14 protein-coding genes are annotated in these 18,032 nt (G+C 39.3%); all 14 read right to left on the bottom strand.

Features of this window, described 5'->3' with window-relative positions; translation table 11 throughout:
* Positions 1–141 precede the first annotated feature (141 nt).
* The 14 genes from rfbB to BC643_RS05495 all read right to left on the bottom strand — a co-directional run bounded on the left by rfbB (position 142) and on the right by BC643_RS05495 (position 17,890).
* Positions 142–1,194: a dTDP-glucose 4,6-dehydratase gene (rfbB, locus tag BC643_RS05560; RefSeq protein ID WP_120272153.1), complete on the bottom strand. Its 1,053-nt coding sequence runs from the start codon at positions 1,192–1,194 to the stop codon at positions 142–144.
* A 183-nt stretch (positions 1,195–1,377) separates the two neighbouring features.
* Positions 1,378–2,121, bottom strand: a complete 744-nt coding sequence (locus tag BC643_RS05555) for a glycosyltransferase family 2 protein (RefSeq protein WP_120272152.1) — start codon at positions 2,119–2,121, stop codon at positions 1,378–1,380.
* Entirely contained in the window at positions 2,121–3,086 is a 966-nt protein-coding gene (locus BC643_RS05550) for an NAD-dependent epimerase/dehydratase family protein (protein WP_120272151.1), read from the bottom strand. The genes BC643_RS05555 and BC643_RS05550 overlap by 1 nt, the downstream gene beginning before the upstream one ends.
* A 35-nt stretch (positions 3,087–3,121) precedes the next feature.
* Complete coding sequence (locus tag BC643_RS05545) at positions 3,122–4,093, bottom strand: glycosyltransferase family 4 protein (protein ID WP_170154465.1); 972 nt, start codon at positions 4,091–4,093, stop codon at positions 3,122–3,124.
* 162 nt (positions 4,094–4,255) lie between these two features.
* A complete protein-coding gene (locus tag BC643_RS05540; protein ID WP_120272149.1) occupies positions 4,256–5,425 on the bottom strand; it encodes a glycosyltransferase in 1,170 nt (389 codons plus the stop codon).
* Positions 5,426–5,449: 24 nt separating this feature from the next.
* Positions 5,450–6,646 (bottom strand): oligosaccharide repeat unit polymerase, encoded by a 1,197-nt coding sequence (wzy, locus tag BC643_RS05535; RefSeq protein ID WP_120272148.1) that lies wholly within the window; start codon positions 6,644–6,646, stop codon positions 5,450–5,452.
* Entirely contained in the window at positions 6,636–7,532 is an 897-nt protein-coding gene (locus tag BC643_RS05530) for a glycosyltransferase (RefSeq protein ID WP_120272147.1), read from the bottom strand. The genes wzy and BC643_RS05530 overlap by 11 nt, the downstream gene beginning before the upstream one ends.
* Positions 7,533–7,538: 6 nt before the next feature.
* Positions 7,539–9,047 carry a lipopolysaccharide biosynthesis protein gene (locus tag BC643_RS05525; protein WP_120272146.1) on the bottom strand — a complete coding sequence of 503 codons (1,509 nt, stop codon included), beginning with the start codon at positions 9,045–9,047 and terminating at the stop codon, positions 7,539–7,541.
* Positions 9,037–9,630: a CatB-related O-acetyltransferase gene (locus BC643_RS23730; RefSeq protein WP_120272145.1), complete on the bottom strand. Its 594-nt coding sequence runs from the start codon at positions 9,628–9,630 to the stop codon at positions 9,037–9,039. Before BC643_RS23730 ends, BC643_RS05525 begins: the two co-directional genes overlap by 11 nt.
* Positions 9,630–10,823, bottom strand: a complete 1,194-nt coding sequence (locus BC643_RS05515; RefSeq protein ID WP_120272144.1) for a Coenzyme F420 hydrogenase/dehydrogenase, beta subunit C-terminal domain — start codon at positions 10,821–10,823, stop codon at positions 9,630–9,632. Before BC643_RS05515 ends, BC643_RS23730 begins: the two co-directional genes overlap by 1 nt.
* Before the next feature lie 7 nt (positions 10,824–10,830).
* Positions 10,831–12,045: a polysaccharide pyruvyl transferase family protein gene (locus BC643_RS05510; RefSeq protein WP_120272143.1), complete on the bottom strand. Its 1,215-nt coding sequence runs from the start codon at positions 12,043–12,045 to the stop codon at positions 10,831–10,833.
* Between the two features lie 481 nt (positions 12,046–12,526).
* On the bottom strand, positions 12,527–13,969 hold the full coding sequence (locus BC643_RS05505) for a UDP-glucose 6-dehydrogenase (RefSeq protein WP_120272142.1): 1,443 nt from the start codon (positions 13,967–13,969) through the stop codon (positions 12,527–12,529).
* A gap of 341 nt (positions 13,970–14,310) precedes the next feature.
* Positions 14,311–15,435, bottom strand: a complete 1,125-nt coding sequence (locus tag BC643_RS05500; RefSeq protein WP_120272141.1) for a Wzz/FepE/Etk N-terminal domain-containing protein — start codon at positions 15,433–15,435, stop codon at positions 14,311–14,313.
* A gap of 37 nt (positions 15,436–15,472) precedes the next feature.
* Positions 15,473–17,890 carry an SLBB domain-containing protein gene (locus tag BC643_RS05495; RefSeq protein ID WP_120272140.1) on the bottom strand — a complete coding sequence of 806 codons (2,418 nt, stop codon included), beginning with the start codon at positions 17,888–17,890 and terminating at the stop codon, positions 15,473–15,475.
* Between the last annotated feature and the right edge of the window lie 142 nt (positions 17,891–18,032).

Here is an 18,032-nt window from a genome sequence, read left to right as displayed (position 1 = left end):
TTGTTGAACTGTTGAAAGATTGTTGAACTGTTGAAAGAATGCTGAATTGTTTAACTGTTGAAAGAAGTTGAACTGCTGAATAGAGTTGATTTTTTTCAACGATTAAACACATCAACAATTCAATATTTCTTCAACATCTTTTTAACGTTTCTCGTATTGTTCTTCGTAATAGAGCTGATAATCACCGCTGGTGATATTCAGCATCCATTCTTCGTTGGTCAGGTACCAATCGATGGTTTTCTCCAGTCCTTCTTCAAATTGAAGACTTGGAACCCATCCCAGTTCCTTTTGTAATTTGGTTGAATCGATGGCATAACGCAGGTCGTGACCGGCGCGGTCTTTCACGTAGGTGATCAGTTTTTCCGATTCGCCAGCTTCGCGTCCCAGTTTACGGTCCATAATCGAGCACATCAGTTTAATCAGGCTGATATTGGTCCACTCATTGTGACCACCGATGTTGTAAGTTTCTCCGATTTTCCCGCTGTGGAAAATCACATCAATCGCGCGGGCATGATCCTCGACCCACAACCAGTCGCGGATGTTTTCGCCCTTGCCGTAAACCGGCAGCGGCTTGTTGTAACGAATATTGTTGATGAAAAGCGGAATTAACTTCTCCGGAAACTGGTACGATCCGTAGTTGTTGGAACAGTTCGACACCAGCGCGGGTAATCCAAAGGTATCGCAATAGGCGCGAACAAAATGATCGGAACTGGCTTTGGATGCCGAGTACGGACTGTGAGGATCATATTTCGTGGTTTCGGTAAACATCCCTTCTGCCCCCAACGAACCGTAGACCTCGTCGGTTGAAATGTGATAGAAAAGTTTATCCTCCGAATTGTCTTTCCAGATTTCTTTCGCCGCATTCAGCAAGTTCACCGTACCGATCACATTGGTAAACACAAATTCGGTTGGGTTGGCAATCGAGCGGTCGACATGCGATTCAGCAGCCAGGTGAATCACGCCATCAAACTGGTACTGTTGAAATAAGCTCATTATTTTGCCGCTGTCAACAATGTCAGCTTTTACAAACTCGTAATTCGGCTTGTCTTCGATGTCTTTTAAATTCGCCAGGTTACCGGCATAAGTCAATTTATCAAGATTGACGATTTGATAGTCAGGGTACTTATTGACAAACAGGCGCACCACATGTGAACCAATGAATCCGGCGCCGCCGGTAATGAGGATTGTTTTCATTCATTGTAATTTAATTATTCTATATAAACTCGACTCACAAGTTATGATGTTGAGTAGAAACGACATGTATTTAGTTGTAAAGATTCAAAATATTACATTGAAAATTAGCATTTTCATCATGAAACAAGTTTTTCAGACTAACGATATTTTATGCAAATTGATAGGGTAACTTTTAAATTTGTGTTATCGCTTAAAAAACTGTGGAATCTTCGATAAGTTTTTACAGAATAGAGTCCAAGCGGGAAAGCCTAGTCCGTTTTTTTTCATGGCTCTGTAATCTTCCTTCGATTTTTGAATAATATTACTAACGCTCTTATTACTAGCGCCACCAACCCGCATACGAGTAATGACTTCAGGCAGATATGTATATTTTAAGCTTGAATCTTTAAAAATTCGAAGCATTAGATCGTAATCGGCTGCAATTTTAAAGGACAAGTCAAACAGCCCGTGCTTTTGGTAAACTTCACGTTTTGCAAAAACGGTAGGGTGAGCGGGCATCCAGCCGCGTTTCAATAATTCCGTTTTAAATGGCTGGCTCTTCCAGAAACGGATAACTTTTGAAGTATCTTCTTTGTCGACATAAACTAAATCGCCATATAGCACATCTGCACCGGTTTCCTCAAAAGTCAGGGCTATTTTTTCCAGAATGGTATCTGATGCCAGCAAATCGTCTGAATGCAGTACGCCTATAATGTCCCCACTGGCCATTTGAATACCTTTGTTCAAGGCATCATAGATTCCTTTGTCTGGCTCCGATATATATTTTGCAATAATTTTGGCTGTTTTAACTGTTTCGAGTGTTTTATCGTTACTACCGCCATCGATAACCAGGTGTTCCGGTTTTGCTGTTTGATTGGCGATGCTAGCGATACAATCATTTATGGCTGGGTAGCTGTTGTAGGTAGCTGTTATGAGGGAGATTTTCATTAGTTGTTTTTTAACCAGTTTAACGTTTGTCTGATTCCCTCAATTCTGTTAAAGGGAAGATTGGGAGCAATGTGCTTCATATTCGATAAATCCACAATATTTTTAGTTGTCATATTCTTTAGTCTGAAGGATGACATTGGAAATGGGAGTCCCACCAGTTTTAAAAAGTCACCGGCAAATGCAGCACATTTTACCAAGGGATAAGGGATAGTTTTGATTTGATATTGAAGTTGTTCTGCTATTTCATTGGCCCAAATCTGAATGTTTGTCGGTTCATAATCACCCAGATAAAACACTTGTTCGTGAATATCCTCTTTGGGGGCATTTAATATCGAGTCAACTTGGTAAATAACATTGCCGATGTAACCATATGTTTTTGTACTTGCTTTGTTGCCGATGTGGAAATAAGAATGCTTAATTACCAGATCAAAGAAATCCCGGTAGGGTACGCCAAAACCAGGCCCCCAAATAGAAGTTGGCCTTACAATTGCCCAAGAATAGGGATGGTTGTATTTACGAATGATTTTTTCCATCTCAACCTTGCTCTCACCGTAAACAGTGGTTGGGGCATATTCTAACGGGTGTTTGGGGATATGACCGGGACCACAAACCAACATGGAAGAGGTAAATATGATTCGTTTCAAATTTTTGGCCTCTCTGGCTGCCAGGATTAGGTTCTCCGTACCAGTGGTATTGGCGTTATAGTCTTCCAGTGTCTTTCCTCCCAAATCTGTTCTGGCCGCGAAGTGGAGAATGTAATCTGGCTGAAATTCAGTAATTATTTGAGTTAGTTGCTCAATATTGGTAATATCCGCATTCTTCCAGGCAATTTCTCCACTTATTGCATCAGCTGGTGATTTGAAATCGATATTTAAGACATTATTACCTTTAGAGGAGTAATATTTTGATAGATTAGAGCCTATAAATCCGGAAGCTCCTGTGATAAGAATTTTTTCGGTTCCCATACTTATTCATTTCGAGTCAACGGTGATCAACCGACTCAATTGTGGTTAAAGCTTTCAAATAAATCAATAATTCGCCTCTCAAAGGCAGACGGAGAGTATTTATTTTGGGCATGTTCCATATTGTGACGTTGGATTGCCCGCATCAATTCGGGATTGTCGATTAGATGTTTGACCGCCTTATAAGTTTCTTCCGTATTTTGAGGCTCTACTAATATACCTTCTTCTTTCGTAACGATGTCAGGTAAAAAGTTATGATTTGTTGTTACGACGACATTTCCGGTTCTCATCGCTTCGATATTGACTAAACCAAAGGACTCTGTTTTGAAGAAGGTTGGGAATAGAAATATGTCGCAGCTCTCGAAGAGTTTTATTTTTTCCTGTCCTTTTACAACTCCGTGGTAGATAAACCTGCCTGGGCATGCTTGTTTTAGGACTTCAAGCCTCTTCTCAAATGCTTCTTTTATTACAGCGGTTGCCATGTATTCGTCGCCGAGCGGTTCGCCCGCTATATGAAATGAAACGTCGCTATATTCATTGGCAATGAGTTCAAATACATCTAACGCCACGAGAATACCTTTACTCTTCATTAAAAAAGAGACAAATAAAATGTTTATTTCGCCAACAGTTTCTGGTATGCGACGTTTTACACTTTCCAGTACAGGGTCGTAGCAGTTGGGAATCACACACTTTTTCATTTCCGTTAGAGAAGATGGCATCAACTCTTGTTGCCTGTTTGTAACGAAAATTGTGGTGTCTATTTGCCGGTAGGCATAAAGAATAATTTTTGAAAATAAGCTATTATCAAACAAATCCATTATTTCATTCCCGTGTAAATGATTAATCACTTTTACCTTTCTTAATCGGCAGAGTAAAAGCAGAATGATATCCTTTACGGCACCAACCTTACTTCTGGTACAGGTAAAGTATACTAAATCAATTTTGTAGAATAAGAAATAATATAACACCTGGGCAATTGCTCTTAAATTATCCAGGTACTTATTTTTCATATTGGTGTTAATCAATATGGATGGTTTAATTAGCATATAAACAATCTCCGATATCAGAGCTTGTCCTCCGATAGGGGGAGGTAGCGGACAGAAAAATAATATTCGGGAAGTTCTATTCTTCTTCATCTGTTCTTTTCAATTCAATTTGCAAAGTGGCTAATTTCAAAAACTATTTTCCAGCTGAGTTTTAAATCGTTCAGATATTTTTTTGATGGATAAATCCTGTTTCGCTTTTTTAAGATTGCTAAGTTGTTCGTTGTAAATGGTTGAATCTACCTTTTGAAGGTAGTCACTAATCTCGGTCAGGTTTTTCGCCAGGAATCCAAGGTTACCATACTTTTCGAAGTAACTTTCAAAGAAACTATTTCTTAAGGCAATAATTGGTTTTTCAAATTTTATAGCGTCAAAAAAGGCACCGCTGGCAATGTATTCATACATGGACGAAGGATAGAAGAAAATAATGTAGTGAAGCGCCATTATTTTTTGTTCATATTCGTTCCTTGACAGAAATTCTTTATTTTCGGGTGTCTCCACCAGATTATTTTGAAATTCGCGCATGCCGGGTGAAACATGTCCGATGATTTTTAATTCAAAGCTGTTTGCGAGTATTTCCTTCTCCTTTAGTTTAGCCAACTCAAAAATTTTGTGCGATCCTTTAACAACAGCAGCATGCCCCACTGTTCCCAGTCTTACCGGGTTGGAAAATGATAAGGTATTCTCTCTATTGTTGTAAAAGTATGGATGATCGATTGTTAAAAAGTTAGCTTTTGCAAAATGAGCAGGAGCCAGTGATTCTAAATTAGCCTTAATGCTGGTTCCCAATAAAATGTAATAGAAATTTTTCGACAAGAATTTCCAGAAAAAAAAACGATACCATTTGCGTAATAAACGAGTTTGGAGTTTCAAAGATCTTTCATTTTCACGATTTAAATACTCTAATTCTCCATGAATTACAACACATACTTTTTTCTTGGAAAGAATAGTCAATAGTTTGACGAAAGGTAATGACAGCGGATTTACTGTAGTGAAGAAGAAGCTTTTAGAGCGACTCTTTAGTAGTAGTTTCAGATCCTGAATTGTTGCAATGAAATATGATAAGAATAGACTGGATGTACCTGTTTTACTGTCTATCCCTTTCACCTCACAATAGCTTCTGTTTGATTCGTTAGCTTTGTTCTGTTTTTGGATATTTTCGATTGCCGAAAGGTGGTCTTTCTGGGAAAAGATCTTAATTTCTTCGGTTTTAAAGCATTCAGAGATGACCTCAATAAATGCAGCATTAAAGGGAGCATGCTCTTCGCCGTGTCGAAAGGAATCGATTAATGTAATCATTTCGTTTGTTTTATCTTATTCGATTTACATATTTCGCGTTTGTAGCTTTGCAATCGCATTGACAATTAGGCATAGTAAACCAATTAAGAATGGTGTGAAAAATAGGGCAGCATATTCATTTGCGACTCCACTCATTACCGGATATATTGCGATTAGTAGGGATATCTCATTTGCTGCTTGAATTTTAAGTAATCGTACTGTTTTAAACGTTAATACCAGAAGGAATACTATGGACAAGAGATTAAGTAAAAATATGGACGGTGATTTTAGGAAAGATAGAATTAGATTTCCTTGAGTTCCAGTCATATAAGAGCTATTTGATACTTTCCCACCCACCTTACTTTCAATCAACATATTTTCGGGAGTCTTGTTAGGAAGAAATTTACCACTAATGAGTCCGCCAAATGCTTGTTTCTGAAAATAAAAGGGTTCGATGTCTTTTAGACCAATCAAAAAGATACCAGGCTGTTCAAATAGTTGAGCTGAATTAGGGAAACTGGATAAACGTCCAACCAATACACCTGTCATTAAGTTTCTATTTTCGGCGTCAAAACCGGTGCCTCTTAAGTTACTACGAATCTGATAAGCGGTCTCAACGAAAAATGGGAATATTAGGAAAATTAGAAATACAGCTAATTTGTTTTTCTTCGCAAAATTTATGAACAGATCATAGTATTTTATTAATGCGACTAACGAAATGAAGAGGAACCCGCCTAAGCTTGCTTTACTGAGACTCAGAAGAATCATCAAAAAGGTGATGAAAATATATTTGATGTTATTTTTTGACGACAGTGATAATACAGCATACAAAAACGTTAAAGATATTCGGTTTGTGATTTGGATTAATGGCGTTAAAAAAGGAGGCGCGGTATAAACATCACTACCCATTTTCCCAACTTTAAAAAGCAAAATCATGAATAATTGCCAAATAAAAAAGAGATAAAACAAGGCTTCTATAAACTTCAAGTTTATAGGTATAGTTTTGTTTACTTTCTTCTTCTTGAATTTTTTATAGATATACCAGATAAATGAAAATGGTATTAGGCTGATAATTAGGTTGATTGATAATAGGAAATTCGAGAGGTGAACAGGAAAACCAATGAAGTCACCGTTGTATGTACCAGTAATGATCGCATAGATATAACTTATTATAGCAAAACTCGCAAATAAAAGAACCAATGCTTTAGCCGGCTTATATAAAGGATATTCGCTAAAATTCATTTTTTAAATACCTCAAGAATAGTTTTAAAGGCAGATAGAAATACAAATATACAATCATCGAGAAACTGGCTAGAAGTACGGTTAGTTGATTTACGTTTTTATACTTTTTGTAAAAGTAAAACTCACTTTTAGCCATCATCGCAATTTGTTTCTTTTCTGACAAGAAGTTTTTTATCGTCGAACTTTGTTGATGATATATTTTACAAGTAGGTAAATAGTAACTTACTTTTCCTATTTTTCTAAATTTTTCGCTCAAAATCAGTTCCTCACCATAAAGGAATGTGTTGTTATCAAACATATCAACTTCGAAAAAATCACACGCCCTAACCAAAAGAAAGCATCCCATTAATCTGCCATATTCGCCTTCGGGGGCATTATTTACTATCGGGGATATCTTTCGTGTAATTGGGTAAAACAAGAAGCGAGATATATAGAGCTTCCAAATCGATATTTCAATCATGGGGCTTTGATAGTTAAAATTTTCATCAATGATCATTGGGTTGATCGCAGATATGCGGTCATTCAACCCCAATTTTTCGATTAACGGGGAAAGCACATCTTTTTTATCGAAGTGAATGTCAGAATTTGAAAACAAAATGTATTTGCATTCGAAGTTGTCCTTTAAAAACTGAGCTCCAAGGTTATTAGCCCTGGCATATCCCAAGTTTCCTTTTGCATCAATCAGAAATAAATTCGAACTTTTATCAATTCCGTTACTAATTTCGCGAATCGTTAGTTCTGACTCCAGTTTTGAAATGCTACTTTCATCACAGCTGTTGTCAACGATCACAATATTGTGAGGTAACTCAATACCGGACAGTTCGTGTTGGATGTAGTGGATAATTTCCTCCTCATTCTTGTAATTAATAAGTACGATTCCGAGCATGAGTTCTTATTCTTTAGTTCTGCTTATGATTGTCACTAATTGATCGACGCGAAGCGTTTTCGTAAAATGAAGTATCGCTGCAAATACAGCGAACCAAATTAAACTTTTACTGGCAACTTGCAAGTATAAATTCGGAAGTTGGATGTTTAGCATCCAAACGCACCCCAGGGCTGCAAATCCGATGCTAGTCGGGATAACAAATGATTTGAAAACTTTGAGCGAGTTTAATTCCAGTATCTTGTGATTAAAATAGAAGTAATAAAAGGCCATTTGAATGACAATATAAACAAGATACCCGATAACTGCGGAACCTACACCATAATATGAACATAACAGCGCGTTCAATATAATTGAGACGGTACAGGCTATAGCAGAACTATAGACCAGCATTCGTGTCTTACCTGTTGCGAGAACCAGGCTTGCGCTTGGGCTGCCATGAAGAAAAAGAGTAATTGTAGCTACCCATATTGAAAGCCACACAGAGAGATTTGTATAAGAATCACCAACATATAGCCTAATTATTTCTGTTGAGTTAAGGATAATTGGTAAGCAAAGAAGGATTACGATAATACTTGTATATTTTGTTCCTTGATAAGCGATTCTTTCGACTTCTTTTTTGTTTTTTTCTTCGATGGCTTTAGCTGTTTTGGGCAATAAAATCGAGATTAATATACCTCCGATAGAGATGATAAATATAGGGAATACTTCAATAATGCGATACTCCGCAAGAATTGATAATCCTTCTTTGGAAAACATTCCTAATACCAATGGACGCGATTGGGTAGCTGTAAATTGGAATAAACTCATTGCAAAAATAGCCATACTGTAACGGAATACAGCTGAGAATTCTTTCCAATGAAAACCAGGGATCAAGCTTTTTAGCAGTTGATTTTTTTTACAGGTGATATAGTAGGGCAAGAATAATATGATATTGATAAAACAGAACAATGTGAAGTACTGGATCAGTGATAATTTTAGTTTTAATGTTAGGAAGACAATTATCAAGTTAGCGATTGCTTTAATTGATAACCACTTTTGAGTGTAAGCGATTTTTTCGTCTGCAATAAGGAGTTGGTTAAAAACAAAGGTCACCCAATTGAATAAGCTAAATAGAGCCATAATCAAAAGGAGCTTTTGGAAAATGTGAAACTGGTCAAGTGATATCTTAAAAATATCAGCACCTATAGTTGCCAAACAGATAAGGATAGAGGCGTTGATGAGACCTATAATTAAATAGAAGGTGTAATTTGTTCTTGCAACTCGATCAATCAAATCATATTCCTTTTTGACAATCCATTGAGAAAAGAATTTGACAGCTCCAGTATTCATCCCTAGATCTAATAGCTGTATGTAAGCGTTTGTTGCAATGGCTAAGGTTAAAAGACCATAGTTCTCATCGCCAAAGTAGTTTAATAGCAGGGGAATAGTTGCAAATTTAATCAGAGCATCGATAATTTTTGCGACAACCCCCCAAATGAAAGAGTTGGCAAAATATGTTATTTGCTTATTTTTCATTGACTATTTTTTCAAGGGACTCTTTTTTCTGGAGTAATTCGCTTTTTCTCCATTCCCACCATTTAGTTGCTTCTAATTTTTTTATTTTTTCGTCAGAAAATCTGATCTTAATGACTTTGGCTGGATTTCCTGCAACTACAGAGTAGGGAGGGACGTCTTTCGTAACAATACTTCCCGCTCCAATAACGGCACCATTTCCAATTGTTTTGACCGACGGTAGAATGATTGTGGATTCTCCAATCCATACATCATGTCCAATCTTTAAAGTCGGCCTATCTAGTTGATCTGTTTTTACATATCCAAAAAATGGATTGTAAAACAGCGGGTGTAGTGTGAAGTAATTTAGTGGATGGTTTGCCCTGAATATTTTTACATTTTGGGCTATCGAACAATAATTGCCAAATACGGTCCCACCAGCTATATTGACGGAGTTAAAACAACCACCGTAAGTCCCATATCCAACATGAATATTGTAGTGGGAAGAGTAAAACCTCCTGATCGATTCTGAGAATGCCTCACCTCCCTCTCGCTCAATTTTCTTGTTTAGAAGGAACATTCTCATTCTATGAATAACTCTTTTCATTACAAATCTTTTATCAGTCTTTTCATGGTTCCCAGCAAATTATTTAGCCCTGTGATATAATTGGCTTTTAGAGCCAACTTAAATAGAGATAGTTGTTTGAAAGATAGTAATCCTCCCGTGAAAATTTGGACGGGGAGAATTCGATAGCCCGCCAATAGTCTCCTTAGATATTGATAGTTTTGAATCTCTTTGATTTTGCTTTCTTCCAGGCTTTCTGAGATAATTGCTTTTTCTGCTAAAGCTTTTTGAAACAATTCTGTTCCTTTTGTATTGCGAATCAATACAAAGCTTCGACCGTCACTTTCTGTAAAATCAGGATACCCGTCTTTGGTATTCCATGAGTCTCCTGCTACAATATCGGCTAAAAGGCCAATTCCATCCGGGCATATTTTACATCGCATACCAAGGTGTTTTCCTAGCACGTTTCCCCAGCTATCGTTATAGGATACCTTAAATGACGGACTTTTTTCAAATTTCACTTCAAAGAATCCCGGCCATCCATCGCCTCTGTATTTCAAATTAATTGGCTTATCTTGTATTCCGGAGTTCTCAATGATCTTTTTCGTTCCGTTGTAACTTGGCATCCCTGCGCAGAAGATAGCTAAATGGTAGATTATTCGATTTTCATATTGCGAAAATTCCCGAACAAAGTTTTTTATTCCAGCAATATCACATGGCTTACCTATAAAAGCGTACTTTTCATTATTTTGATCGAGTATCAATTTTATCTGATCAAAAACTAAAGCTGGAGCATATCTGGAAGATGCATTTTCGATTACCTCTTCCCGTGTTCTTGAAATTTTTAATTCATTGTGTAAGTAGTGAGTTGCACTTTTCCCTACTTGTAAAATGCCATCAACTAATTTATTTTCAAGTAGAAATACAGCTAAAGCAGTGAGTATGCCTCCAGAAGATCCCTTTTTTCTTATTGTCGGGTCTGAAGACCAAGCATCTTTGATTTCTGCGACTTTACCCCAAATATCGTTATTCTCCCGATGGTTCCGGACAGATATGCCGGGGCAACATTTGGCAATAGATTTGATTGTTTTTTGAGATACCGGTTGCGTGAATCTTGGACGATAAAACCCATTTTCTTCCAAAATCATCGAACATTTCTCTTTAGTGGCAATCGCTTCACATAGTCCACACCCCAAACATAAATCTGTTTTTACAACTTTTTCTATTTTATTCATCAGATATTTACTTGTTTGGGAGGAAAAAATCAGAAAGTTTCTGTCTTAATAGCTGTCCTCGTTCTTTCACAATTGTATTCATGCGTTTAGTAATGATATCCACTAATTGATTTCTATTTTCAAAGGCCGATTTGAGGTCTGCTAATATGATCGCGTCAGTTTGATTAAGCATATCTCCTCCTGTTGAATAGTCTAATGTCTCAGAAAAAAGGCCGTTAAACTTCCGGCTGTATGCCATCGGGAAGACAGGAACGGTTGCCGAGAAAGCTGCGATACAGGCGTGCATTCTTGCACCGGTGAAAAAGTCTAATCCACTGATATAGCTTTTGGCTTCAATTGGAGTCGCAAAACGAGGAGCAACAATAGCGTTTGGCGAAATCGTATTTTTTATTTCCATAGCTACTTTATGGTCATCTTCCAATGGGAAATCATCTGGCACAACATGCGGTATCAGGTGAATCTGCACATTTTCAATCGATTCAAAATAAGATAAGACAGCTTTTATCAATTGTTGATAGTCTACCTTCAGATTGAATTGATTGGATTGAGTATATCCTCCATTCCAGAGTAACCCAGATATGTTGATTCCAACGTTTATTTTTTCATGTGATAATTTCTTTTTTGTATAGGGAAGAAAAAAGGCAACATCAACCATCTCGAATATATTCTGTTGTGGGAGATGCGCAAATGTGTAATCAAAACTTGTTTTATCTCGACAAAAGATGTAGTCGAGTTTTTTCATTACCTTAAAAGCCTTTTTCTCATGGCCACTGTCATTGAAAGGGCCTATGGTTTGCGGCAGTAACAATTGTTTTTTCCCCAGAAGAGTAAAGAAGCTTTTTGAATTTAAAATTCGGTTGAATCTTTCGTTTCCGTATATGTCTGAAAAACTGTCACCTTCGCCAATATCTATTATGAAATCCAAACCAACTAGTTTTCTAAGTTTGAATTTTGACGGATATAGTAAAAACTTTATTGGTGCTTTCCAATCGAGAAAATTGATTCTAAAGGAATTTGTAATATTTATCTGAGAATCATTTATTAGGATTTTGTCTTCTATCGATTTGGAACTACCAACAAATACCAATTCATATTGAAGTTCCATTTCTGATAAAATATCAACTATTATTGCAGTAGTTGAATAAGATAATGCTGCAACTCCGAGATTACGATTGTAGGGATCCGCCCATGTAATTCCGATTTTTACTTTAGTTTTCTTCATCGTTGTTCTATTTTCCAGCAGAATTTTACTACTGTTGTTTTAAGAAAGCCGTATTTGAGGCAATTGACACATGGAAAATTTTTGCTTCGCAAATTTAAACTTTTAAGTTTAGTAGGGCGTCCTTTTAACTAGAGTTTAAGGAAAGTTTTAAACAAAGGAGAGGGGAGGCTAGAGGGCATGGAGTATCAATAATGGTCATTGACAGTCATTAAGTCGTCATTTGTAGGTGAACGTTCAGTGGTTGAGGTGTTGAAGTGGTTAATTGTTGGAAGAGATTTGAACTGTTGATTTGTTGAGCGTAAATTTGCGTTGTATCTTTCTGGCGTTCTCTGCGGTTGCTCGAAGAGAGAATGAAGTTCTGGGGAATTGATGATGGGAATCTTCTAAAATCATGCGGGTGCTGAAATTGATAAGAGCCTGCTTTCCCTCGGAAGCAAGCTCTTATCGAATGTATGGTATCTAAAATCTTGTTCTTCTGTTCTTATCCTTTTCCGATAGAATGCAGATTAAATCCGATCTCGGTCAATTTAGTCCGATCCAGGATATTTCTACCGTCAAAAACGAAGGCGGGTTTCAACATGGTATCATACACTTTTTGCCAGTCGTAGGTTTTAAACTCATCCCATTCCGTCAGTACGGCAATGGCATGTGCTTTTTCCATGGCGCTGTAGGGATCGGTATGGACGACTACCAGCTTTTTAATCTCTTCCGACGTAATTTCTTCGTATTCGTAGGCTGTTGCTTGTGAGCGGCGATGTTTTTGCAGATAAACCAAGTCGCTGTGGACCTGTTCTTCGGATACCTTGGGGTCGAAAATATGAATTTCCGCGCGATCCTGTAACAATTCGTCAGCTACATAAATGGCAGCAGACTCACGTGTATCGTTGGTATCCTTTTTAAATGCCCAGCCGAGGAAAGTAATTTTTTTGCCAGACACCGTATTGAATAGTTTGTCGATTATCCGTTTGGCAAAACGGTGTTTCTGGTAATCGTTTAGGATTACGACCTGTTCCCAATAGTTGGCTACTTCCGGCAAGTTAAAGTGGTGACATAGGTACACGAGGTTCAGGATATCCTTTTGAAAACAAGATCCACCAAAACCAACCGATGATTTTAGGAACTTCGAACCAATGCGGGTATCCATTCCAATGGCGCGGGCTACCTCGTCTACGTCGGCTCCGGTTTGTTCACACAGAGCAGAAATCGAGTTGATACTTGAAATTCGCTGTGCCAGGAACGCGTTGGCCGTTAATTTGGATAGCTCAGAAGACCACAAGCGAGTGGTGATAATCTTTTCCCGAGGAATCCAATTAGCATAAACATCAACCAAGGCTTGGATCGCGATTTGACCATCTTCGTCTTCATCGCCACCAATCAGCACACGATCCGATTTATATAAGTCTTCGATGGCCGTTCCTTCCGCCAGGAATTCCGGGTTGGACAGTACTTTGAATTTAATACCTTTAGTTTCTGACTCTAAAATTGTTTTGATGGATTCGGCGGTGCGTACAGGTAGGGTTGACTTTTCCACAATGATTTTATCCTCATCGGCTACCCGGGCAATTTGACGGGCGCAGAGCTCCACATATTTCAGGTCGGCAGCCATACCTCGTCCCACTCCAAATGTTTTGGTGGGGGTATTGACAGCCATAAAGATCATTTGTGCCTCATGAATGGCTTTATCCACATCGGTTGAGAAGAAAAGGTTTCGGCCACGTGCTTCGCCTACGACTTCATCGAGTCCCGGTTCATATACCGGTAGTTTAGATAAGTCCGGATCATTCCAGGCTGCAATTCGCTGTACATTTAAATCAACGACAGTGACCTGGATATGAGGACACTGTTGTGCGATTACTGACATGGTCGGGCCTCCGACATAACCTGCTCCGATACAGGCTATTTTGGTAATTTTAGATGGTATCATATTGAATGGAATTATACAAAAAGTGTGAATTTCACGAACAGTCCTGTTTATTTTTTCTGTAAGTTAAGGCTGTGTTCTGAATCGGGAACTCGCTTTGATCTGATATCTCTCGTGTGTTTTTAATTATTTAACAATGGATCAATTGGTCTTTTATTGAGGAGTCGATTTGTTGATCCCGAAGTATCGGGAGTTCGATCGTTTAACTGTCATTCGTTTTTTGAAACGTCGCTGGAGCATTAAGCCTGTTTGTAGGCGAAGGCTCAGCTGGTTCCTCAATAGCGTAGATCCCTTATCTAGTCTTTCGTCTAGTATCTGGTGTCTAATTTCCGGAAATCTGTAATTTACTCTGCACTCCAGCGTTCTTTAACCGCGCTGTAGAACTCCCGCCCAAAAACCGTCCCGACGCCGATAATACCACCCAGAAAAATCCAAATAATCAGGATGAGTGGTCGGTTTGGTTTCGATTTTTCCAAGGGCACACGAACCGGCTCAATAACAGTCAAAATAGGTGTGTCTTCTTTTACTTGTATCTGTGCTTGTTCGACTTGCTTGGCCAGTTCAGAATAGACCGAATAGGCGAGGTTGTATTGACTCTGGAGTTGTTCCTGCTCGGTCATGGCGATGGCAGAGCTTACATTTTTGTTGCGATCACGGAAGAGAGCCAGGTCCTTTTGGGCTTCCTCAAATTCTGCTTTTTTCTCCTGAAAGCGCGCTTCAACAAAACGCAACTGGTCGGCTGCTTTTTCCAATTTGTATTTCGTGATGTATTCCTGCAACATGCTCTGCGCTTTTTGAGCTACCTGTGCAGCAAGCAAAGGATCATTGAACCTAGAGCTTAGGGTGATATAGCCATCCTTATCGTTAATATCTAAACTAATTTGTTCCGAAATTTTTTTGCGAACTTGATCCTGATCTTCCGTTAAACTCAATAGGCGCGAAGAATCACCCAAGGCTGGTTGCTGGTCGGGTTTCCCTTTAACTGCTTTGAGAATTAAGCCGGGAAGTCCAAAGGTGTATTTCTTAACTGTTCCCAGTAAACCCGGTTTTTCGTATTCGGTGTAATAGTCGAACAAGCTGACAGGTTGATCCACATCCGGGCATTTGAATTGGCTGTCCATTAGCTCGAGCTGGAATGGAATGGACTGCATAATTTGCGGGTAAATCATCGGAGACAGAGACTCAGCTGTACTTCCACTACCCAAATTTACTCCTGCCATTGCGGCAAGAGAGGAGAGTCCACCTAATTTATTGGTGCTACTACTTGTTTGTGGAACCATAACGGTACTAGCGATAAACTCTTTTGGGGTAATTAGAGCAAAAACCAAGCCTAAGACCATGCCTATGAGAATGAATTTGATTACCGTTCGCCGGCCATTCCACAGCGTTTTTGCTAAGGCGATCAAATCAATCTCATCATCGCTGGTTTTGTTTTCCGTTTGTGCCGGCTTTGTATCTGGAGTATTCATTTTTTAAATTCTATGGATACGAATTATACGTATTAAATTACTTAACGACTGCAGCAATAGCGATCGCGAGCGACGATAAAGTGCTGGCGATTGCTAACCAAGTTGTCACCTCTGCTCTTTGTTTTTCAGGCTTTTGCGGTACAACGATCTGGCTTCCTTGTTCAACTTTTGGATACTTGCGGAAAATAAAATGCTTGGTTGAGGACGAGGTACCATTTGCGTAGACGACATACATTTTGCCTTTCTTAGCATTGCCCGTGAAACCTCCACTGGCATTGATATAGTATTTCGCTTTTTTACTGTTGAAGGATAAGCCGGTGGGGTTCATTACCTCGCCATTTACCCACACTTCTTCAGAACGAACAGGCACGTAGATTTCGTCGCCCATTTTTAAGGTATAGTCGTTGTCAGAACCAGGCTTATTTAAAATATCACTTAATTGAAGTTCCAGCGTCTTGAATTTTTGCTCCTGAAGTGCCTGTAAAGTTGTGTCGTTGCTCAAGCGCATTTCATTTGCTAGTTTGATCTGTGCTTTCAAATCGGCATCTACCATTCTTCTCATTCTTGCACCTTCGGTGAACGCATAAGGGGTCAATCCACCTGCACGTTCCACAAGGTCTGAAATACGCTCATCTTTCGAAGAAATACTATATTGACCGGGGTACTTCACTTCCCCAAGAATTGTAACTGTGCGTTGAGGATCATATGAAGGAGCTTTACGCACATAGACCTGGTCAAATGGTTGCAGGATAAAAGCGGCGTCTTCATCAGAGAGATTTAAATCGCGGCTAACGGCGAACGTGTAAAGGCTAACCATTTTGCTGTTGATGTCGGCTGCTTCCTGGTAGCTGTTGCGGCGGGCCACCTCGATGTAGGATTCGCTGGCAGCTTCTTTCATACCACCAGCCAGAAAGATTAGATCTTTCAATGTCATGTTGCGATAGAAACTGTATTCTTCCGGTTTCATCACTTCACCCAAAATGCGGATTGTTTTCCGTTCACCAATACTGAAAATATCGCGAATAATAATTTGGTCTTCTTTCTGCAGAACGGGATCATTTGTTCCGCTCAATACCTCATTCACATCGAATGGGATAGTGGTAGGATAGAGTTGTTTATCGAGGCGAATAATCAATCCACGCTCAGAAAAATAATTCGGAACAAGGCCTCCGGCTTTTGTCAAAAGCGCAGACAGTTTCATGTTGTCGTCCAAAGCATAAGTACCGGGGCGGTACACAGCGCCATCAATACTAACCCGGTTTTCAAACATATTGATGACTTCCTCTGCGCGGATGACGTCACCGTTTTGTAGTGTGAACGATCCAAAAGCATCGCGTTTGACGTCCTCTAATTTGTAGCCGTCTTCTGTAAAGCGGGTAATCAGCAGGCGTGCCTGTGATGCTTTATCGGTAAAGCCTCCCGTGTATTTTAGAAGTTGGTTAATGTTTTCACCTTCTTTTAGTTCGAAGATCGCATCGCGTTTAAAAGCGCCAATAGCTTCCACTCGTTTGTGGTAGGTAGGAATGAAAATAATATCCTGATCGCGCAGGGCAATGTTATTAGCGGTGTTGTTATTCAACAGATAGTCGTAAACATCGATCTCGCCAGCCACTTTGTTGTCGCGCATGATGCGGATTGAACGGAAAGATCCGTTTTCGTTCGGACCTCCGGATAGATAGAGTGCATTGAAAGCCGAGGCTGTAGCCGGGAGCGTGTAAGTGCCTGGATTAATGGCTTCACCAACTACATTTACTTTGATTGAGCGCAGGTTGTTGATGCTGACTTCAGCAAATGTATTGGGATTTCCACCGGTCATTCCGCTGTAAATAGCAGAAAGCCGTTTCAATAGACTGGCTCTTACTTTGTCGAAGTTTTGGCCGGCTACTTTTACAGGGCCAAGATCTGGGATGTTAACCGATCCGTTGCCATCAACCTGCAAAAGATAAGTTTGTTGACTGGCACCCCACACATTGATTGATAATTCGTCGCCAATACCGACAACGTAGTCGGCCGGTACGGGAATATTTACTGATGGCTCAAAGCTCAACTTGTTTTGATTGAATAATTGATATCCGAAAATGCGTTGGTTTTTTGTTGTGGTCGGTGTATTTCTTTTGCCAGCTCCGGTTTGGGAGCTTGAAAAATTGGCCTCGGTTGGAGTTTCACTACTTGCCGCAGATACGGTAACGTTAGAACTTGATCCTCCCATCTGAACTTGTTGGATCCGCGCCATCAACTGGTCTATCTGTTGTTGTGATGCACCTCTTGCGCGTGCCAGTTCAGCTGCTTCATTGGGTGTCAACCCGCGGTCCTGAATTTCCTGAACAATTTGTGTGACTTGTGCGTCGGAGAGGTTTTCCACATTTACTGATGAGACGTCTGTTTGCGCCTTGAGTAGCATTGGTGCTCCGCTTAAGAGAACAATTAGCGAAGCCATCACAAAGGATCTAAACATGTTTGTTATTTTTCAATTTACTGCTGTAATTATCCTGACCTTTGAAAACGGAATGAGCCGGTTAAAATTATCTGAAATTACCGAATTTTCCGCGGCGATGTGTTCGATTGGTAACATCTGTTTATTTTGTTCAAAAGGCAGA

Origin of the sequence: Mangrovibacterium diazotrophicum (genome assembly GCF_003610535.1) — a bacterium.
In the GTDB taxonomy this organism is placed as follows: Bacteria; Bacteroidota; Bacteroidia; order Bacteroidales; family Prolixibacteraceae; genus Mangrovibacterium; species Mangrovibacterium diazotrophicum.
The sequence above is the reverse complement of the archived record's forward strand: the minus strand, read 5'-3'. Positions and strand labels throughout refer to the sequence as shown.

Bases quoted from the DNA above. Each gene is read 5' to 3' on its own strand.
- BC643_RS05525 (WP_120272146.1), bottom strand. From the start codon at position 9,047: ATGAAAAATAAGCAAATAACATATTTTGCCAACTCTTTCATTTGGGGG.
- BC643_RS05505 (WP_120272142.1), bottom strand. From the start codon at position 13,969: ATGATACCATCTAAAATTACCAAAATAGCCTGTATCGGAGCAGGTTAT.
- BC643_RS05495 (WP_120272140.1), bottom strand. From the start codon at position 17,890: ATGTTTAGATCCTTTGTGATGGCTTCGCTAATTGTTCTCTTAAGCGGA.
- BC643_RS05530 (WP_120272147.1), bottom strand. From the start codon at position 7,532: ATGCTCGGAATCGTACTTATTAATTACAAGAATGAGGAGGAAATTATC.
- BC643_RS05555 (WP_120272152.1), bottom strand. From the start codon at position 2,121: ATGAAAATCTCCCTCATAACAGCTACCTACAACAGCTACCCAGCCATA.
- BC643_RS05510 (WP_120272143.1), bottom strand. From the start codon at position 12,045: ATGAAGAAAACTAAAGTAAAAATCGGAATTACATGGGCGGATCCCTAC.
- BC643_RS05540 (WP_120272149.1), bottom strand. From the start codon at position 5,425: ATGATTACATTAATCGATTCCTTTCGACACGGCGAAGAGCATGCTCCC.
- BC643_RS23730 (WP_120272145.1), bottom strand. From the start codon at position 9,630: ATGAAAAGAGTTATTCATAGAATGAGAATGTTCCTTCTAAACAAGAAA.
- BC643_RS05515 (WP_120272144.1), bottom strand. From the start codon at position 10,823: ATGAATAAAATAGAAAAAGTTGTAAAAACAGATTTATGTTTGGGGTGT.
- wzy (WP_120272148.1), bottom strand. From the start codon at position 6,646: ATGAATTTTAGCGAATATCCTTTATATAAGCCGGCTAAAGCATTGGTT.
- BC643_RS05545 (WP_170154465.1), bottom strand. From the start codon at position 4,093: ATGAAAAATAAGTACCTGGATAATTTAAGAGCAATTGCCCAGGTGTTA.
- BC643_RS05500 (WP_120272141.1), bottom strand. From the start codon at position 15,435: ATGAATACTCCAGATACAAAGCCGGCACAAACGGAAAACAAAACCAGC.
- rfbB (WP_120272153.1), bottom strand. From the start codon at position 1,194: ATGAAAACAATCCTCATTACCGGCGGCGCCGGATTCATTGGTTCACAT.
- BC643_RS05550 (WP_120272151.1), bottom strand. From the start codon at position 3,086: ATGGGAACCGAAAAAATTCTTATCACAGGAGCTTCCGGATTTATAGGC.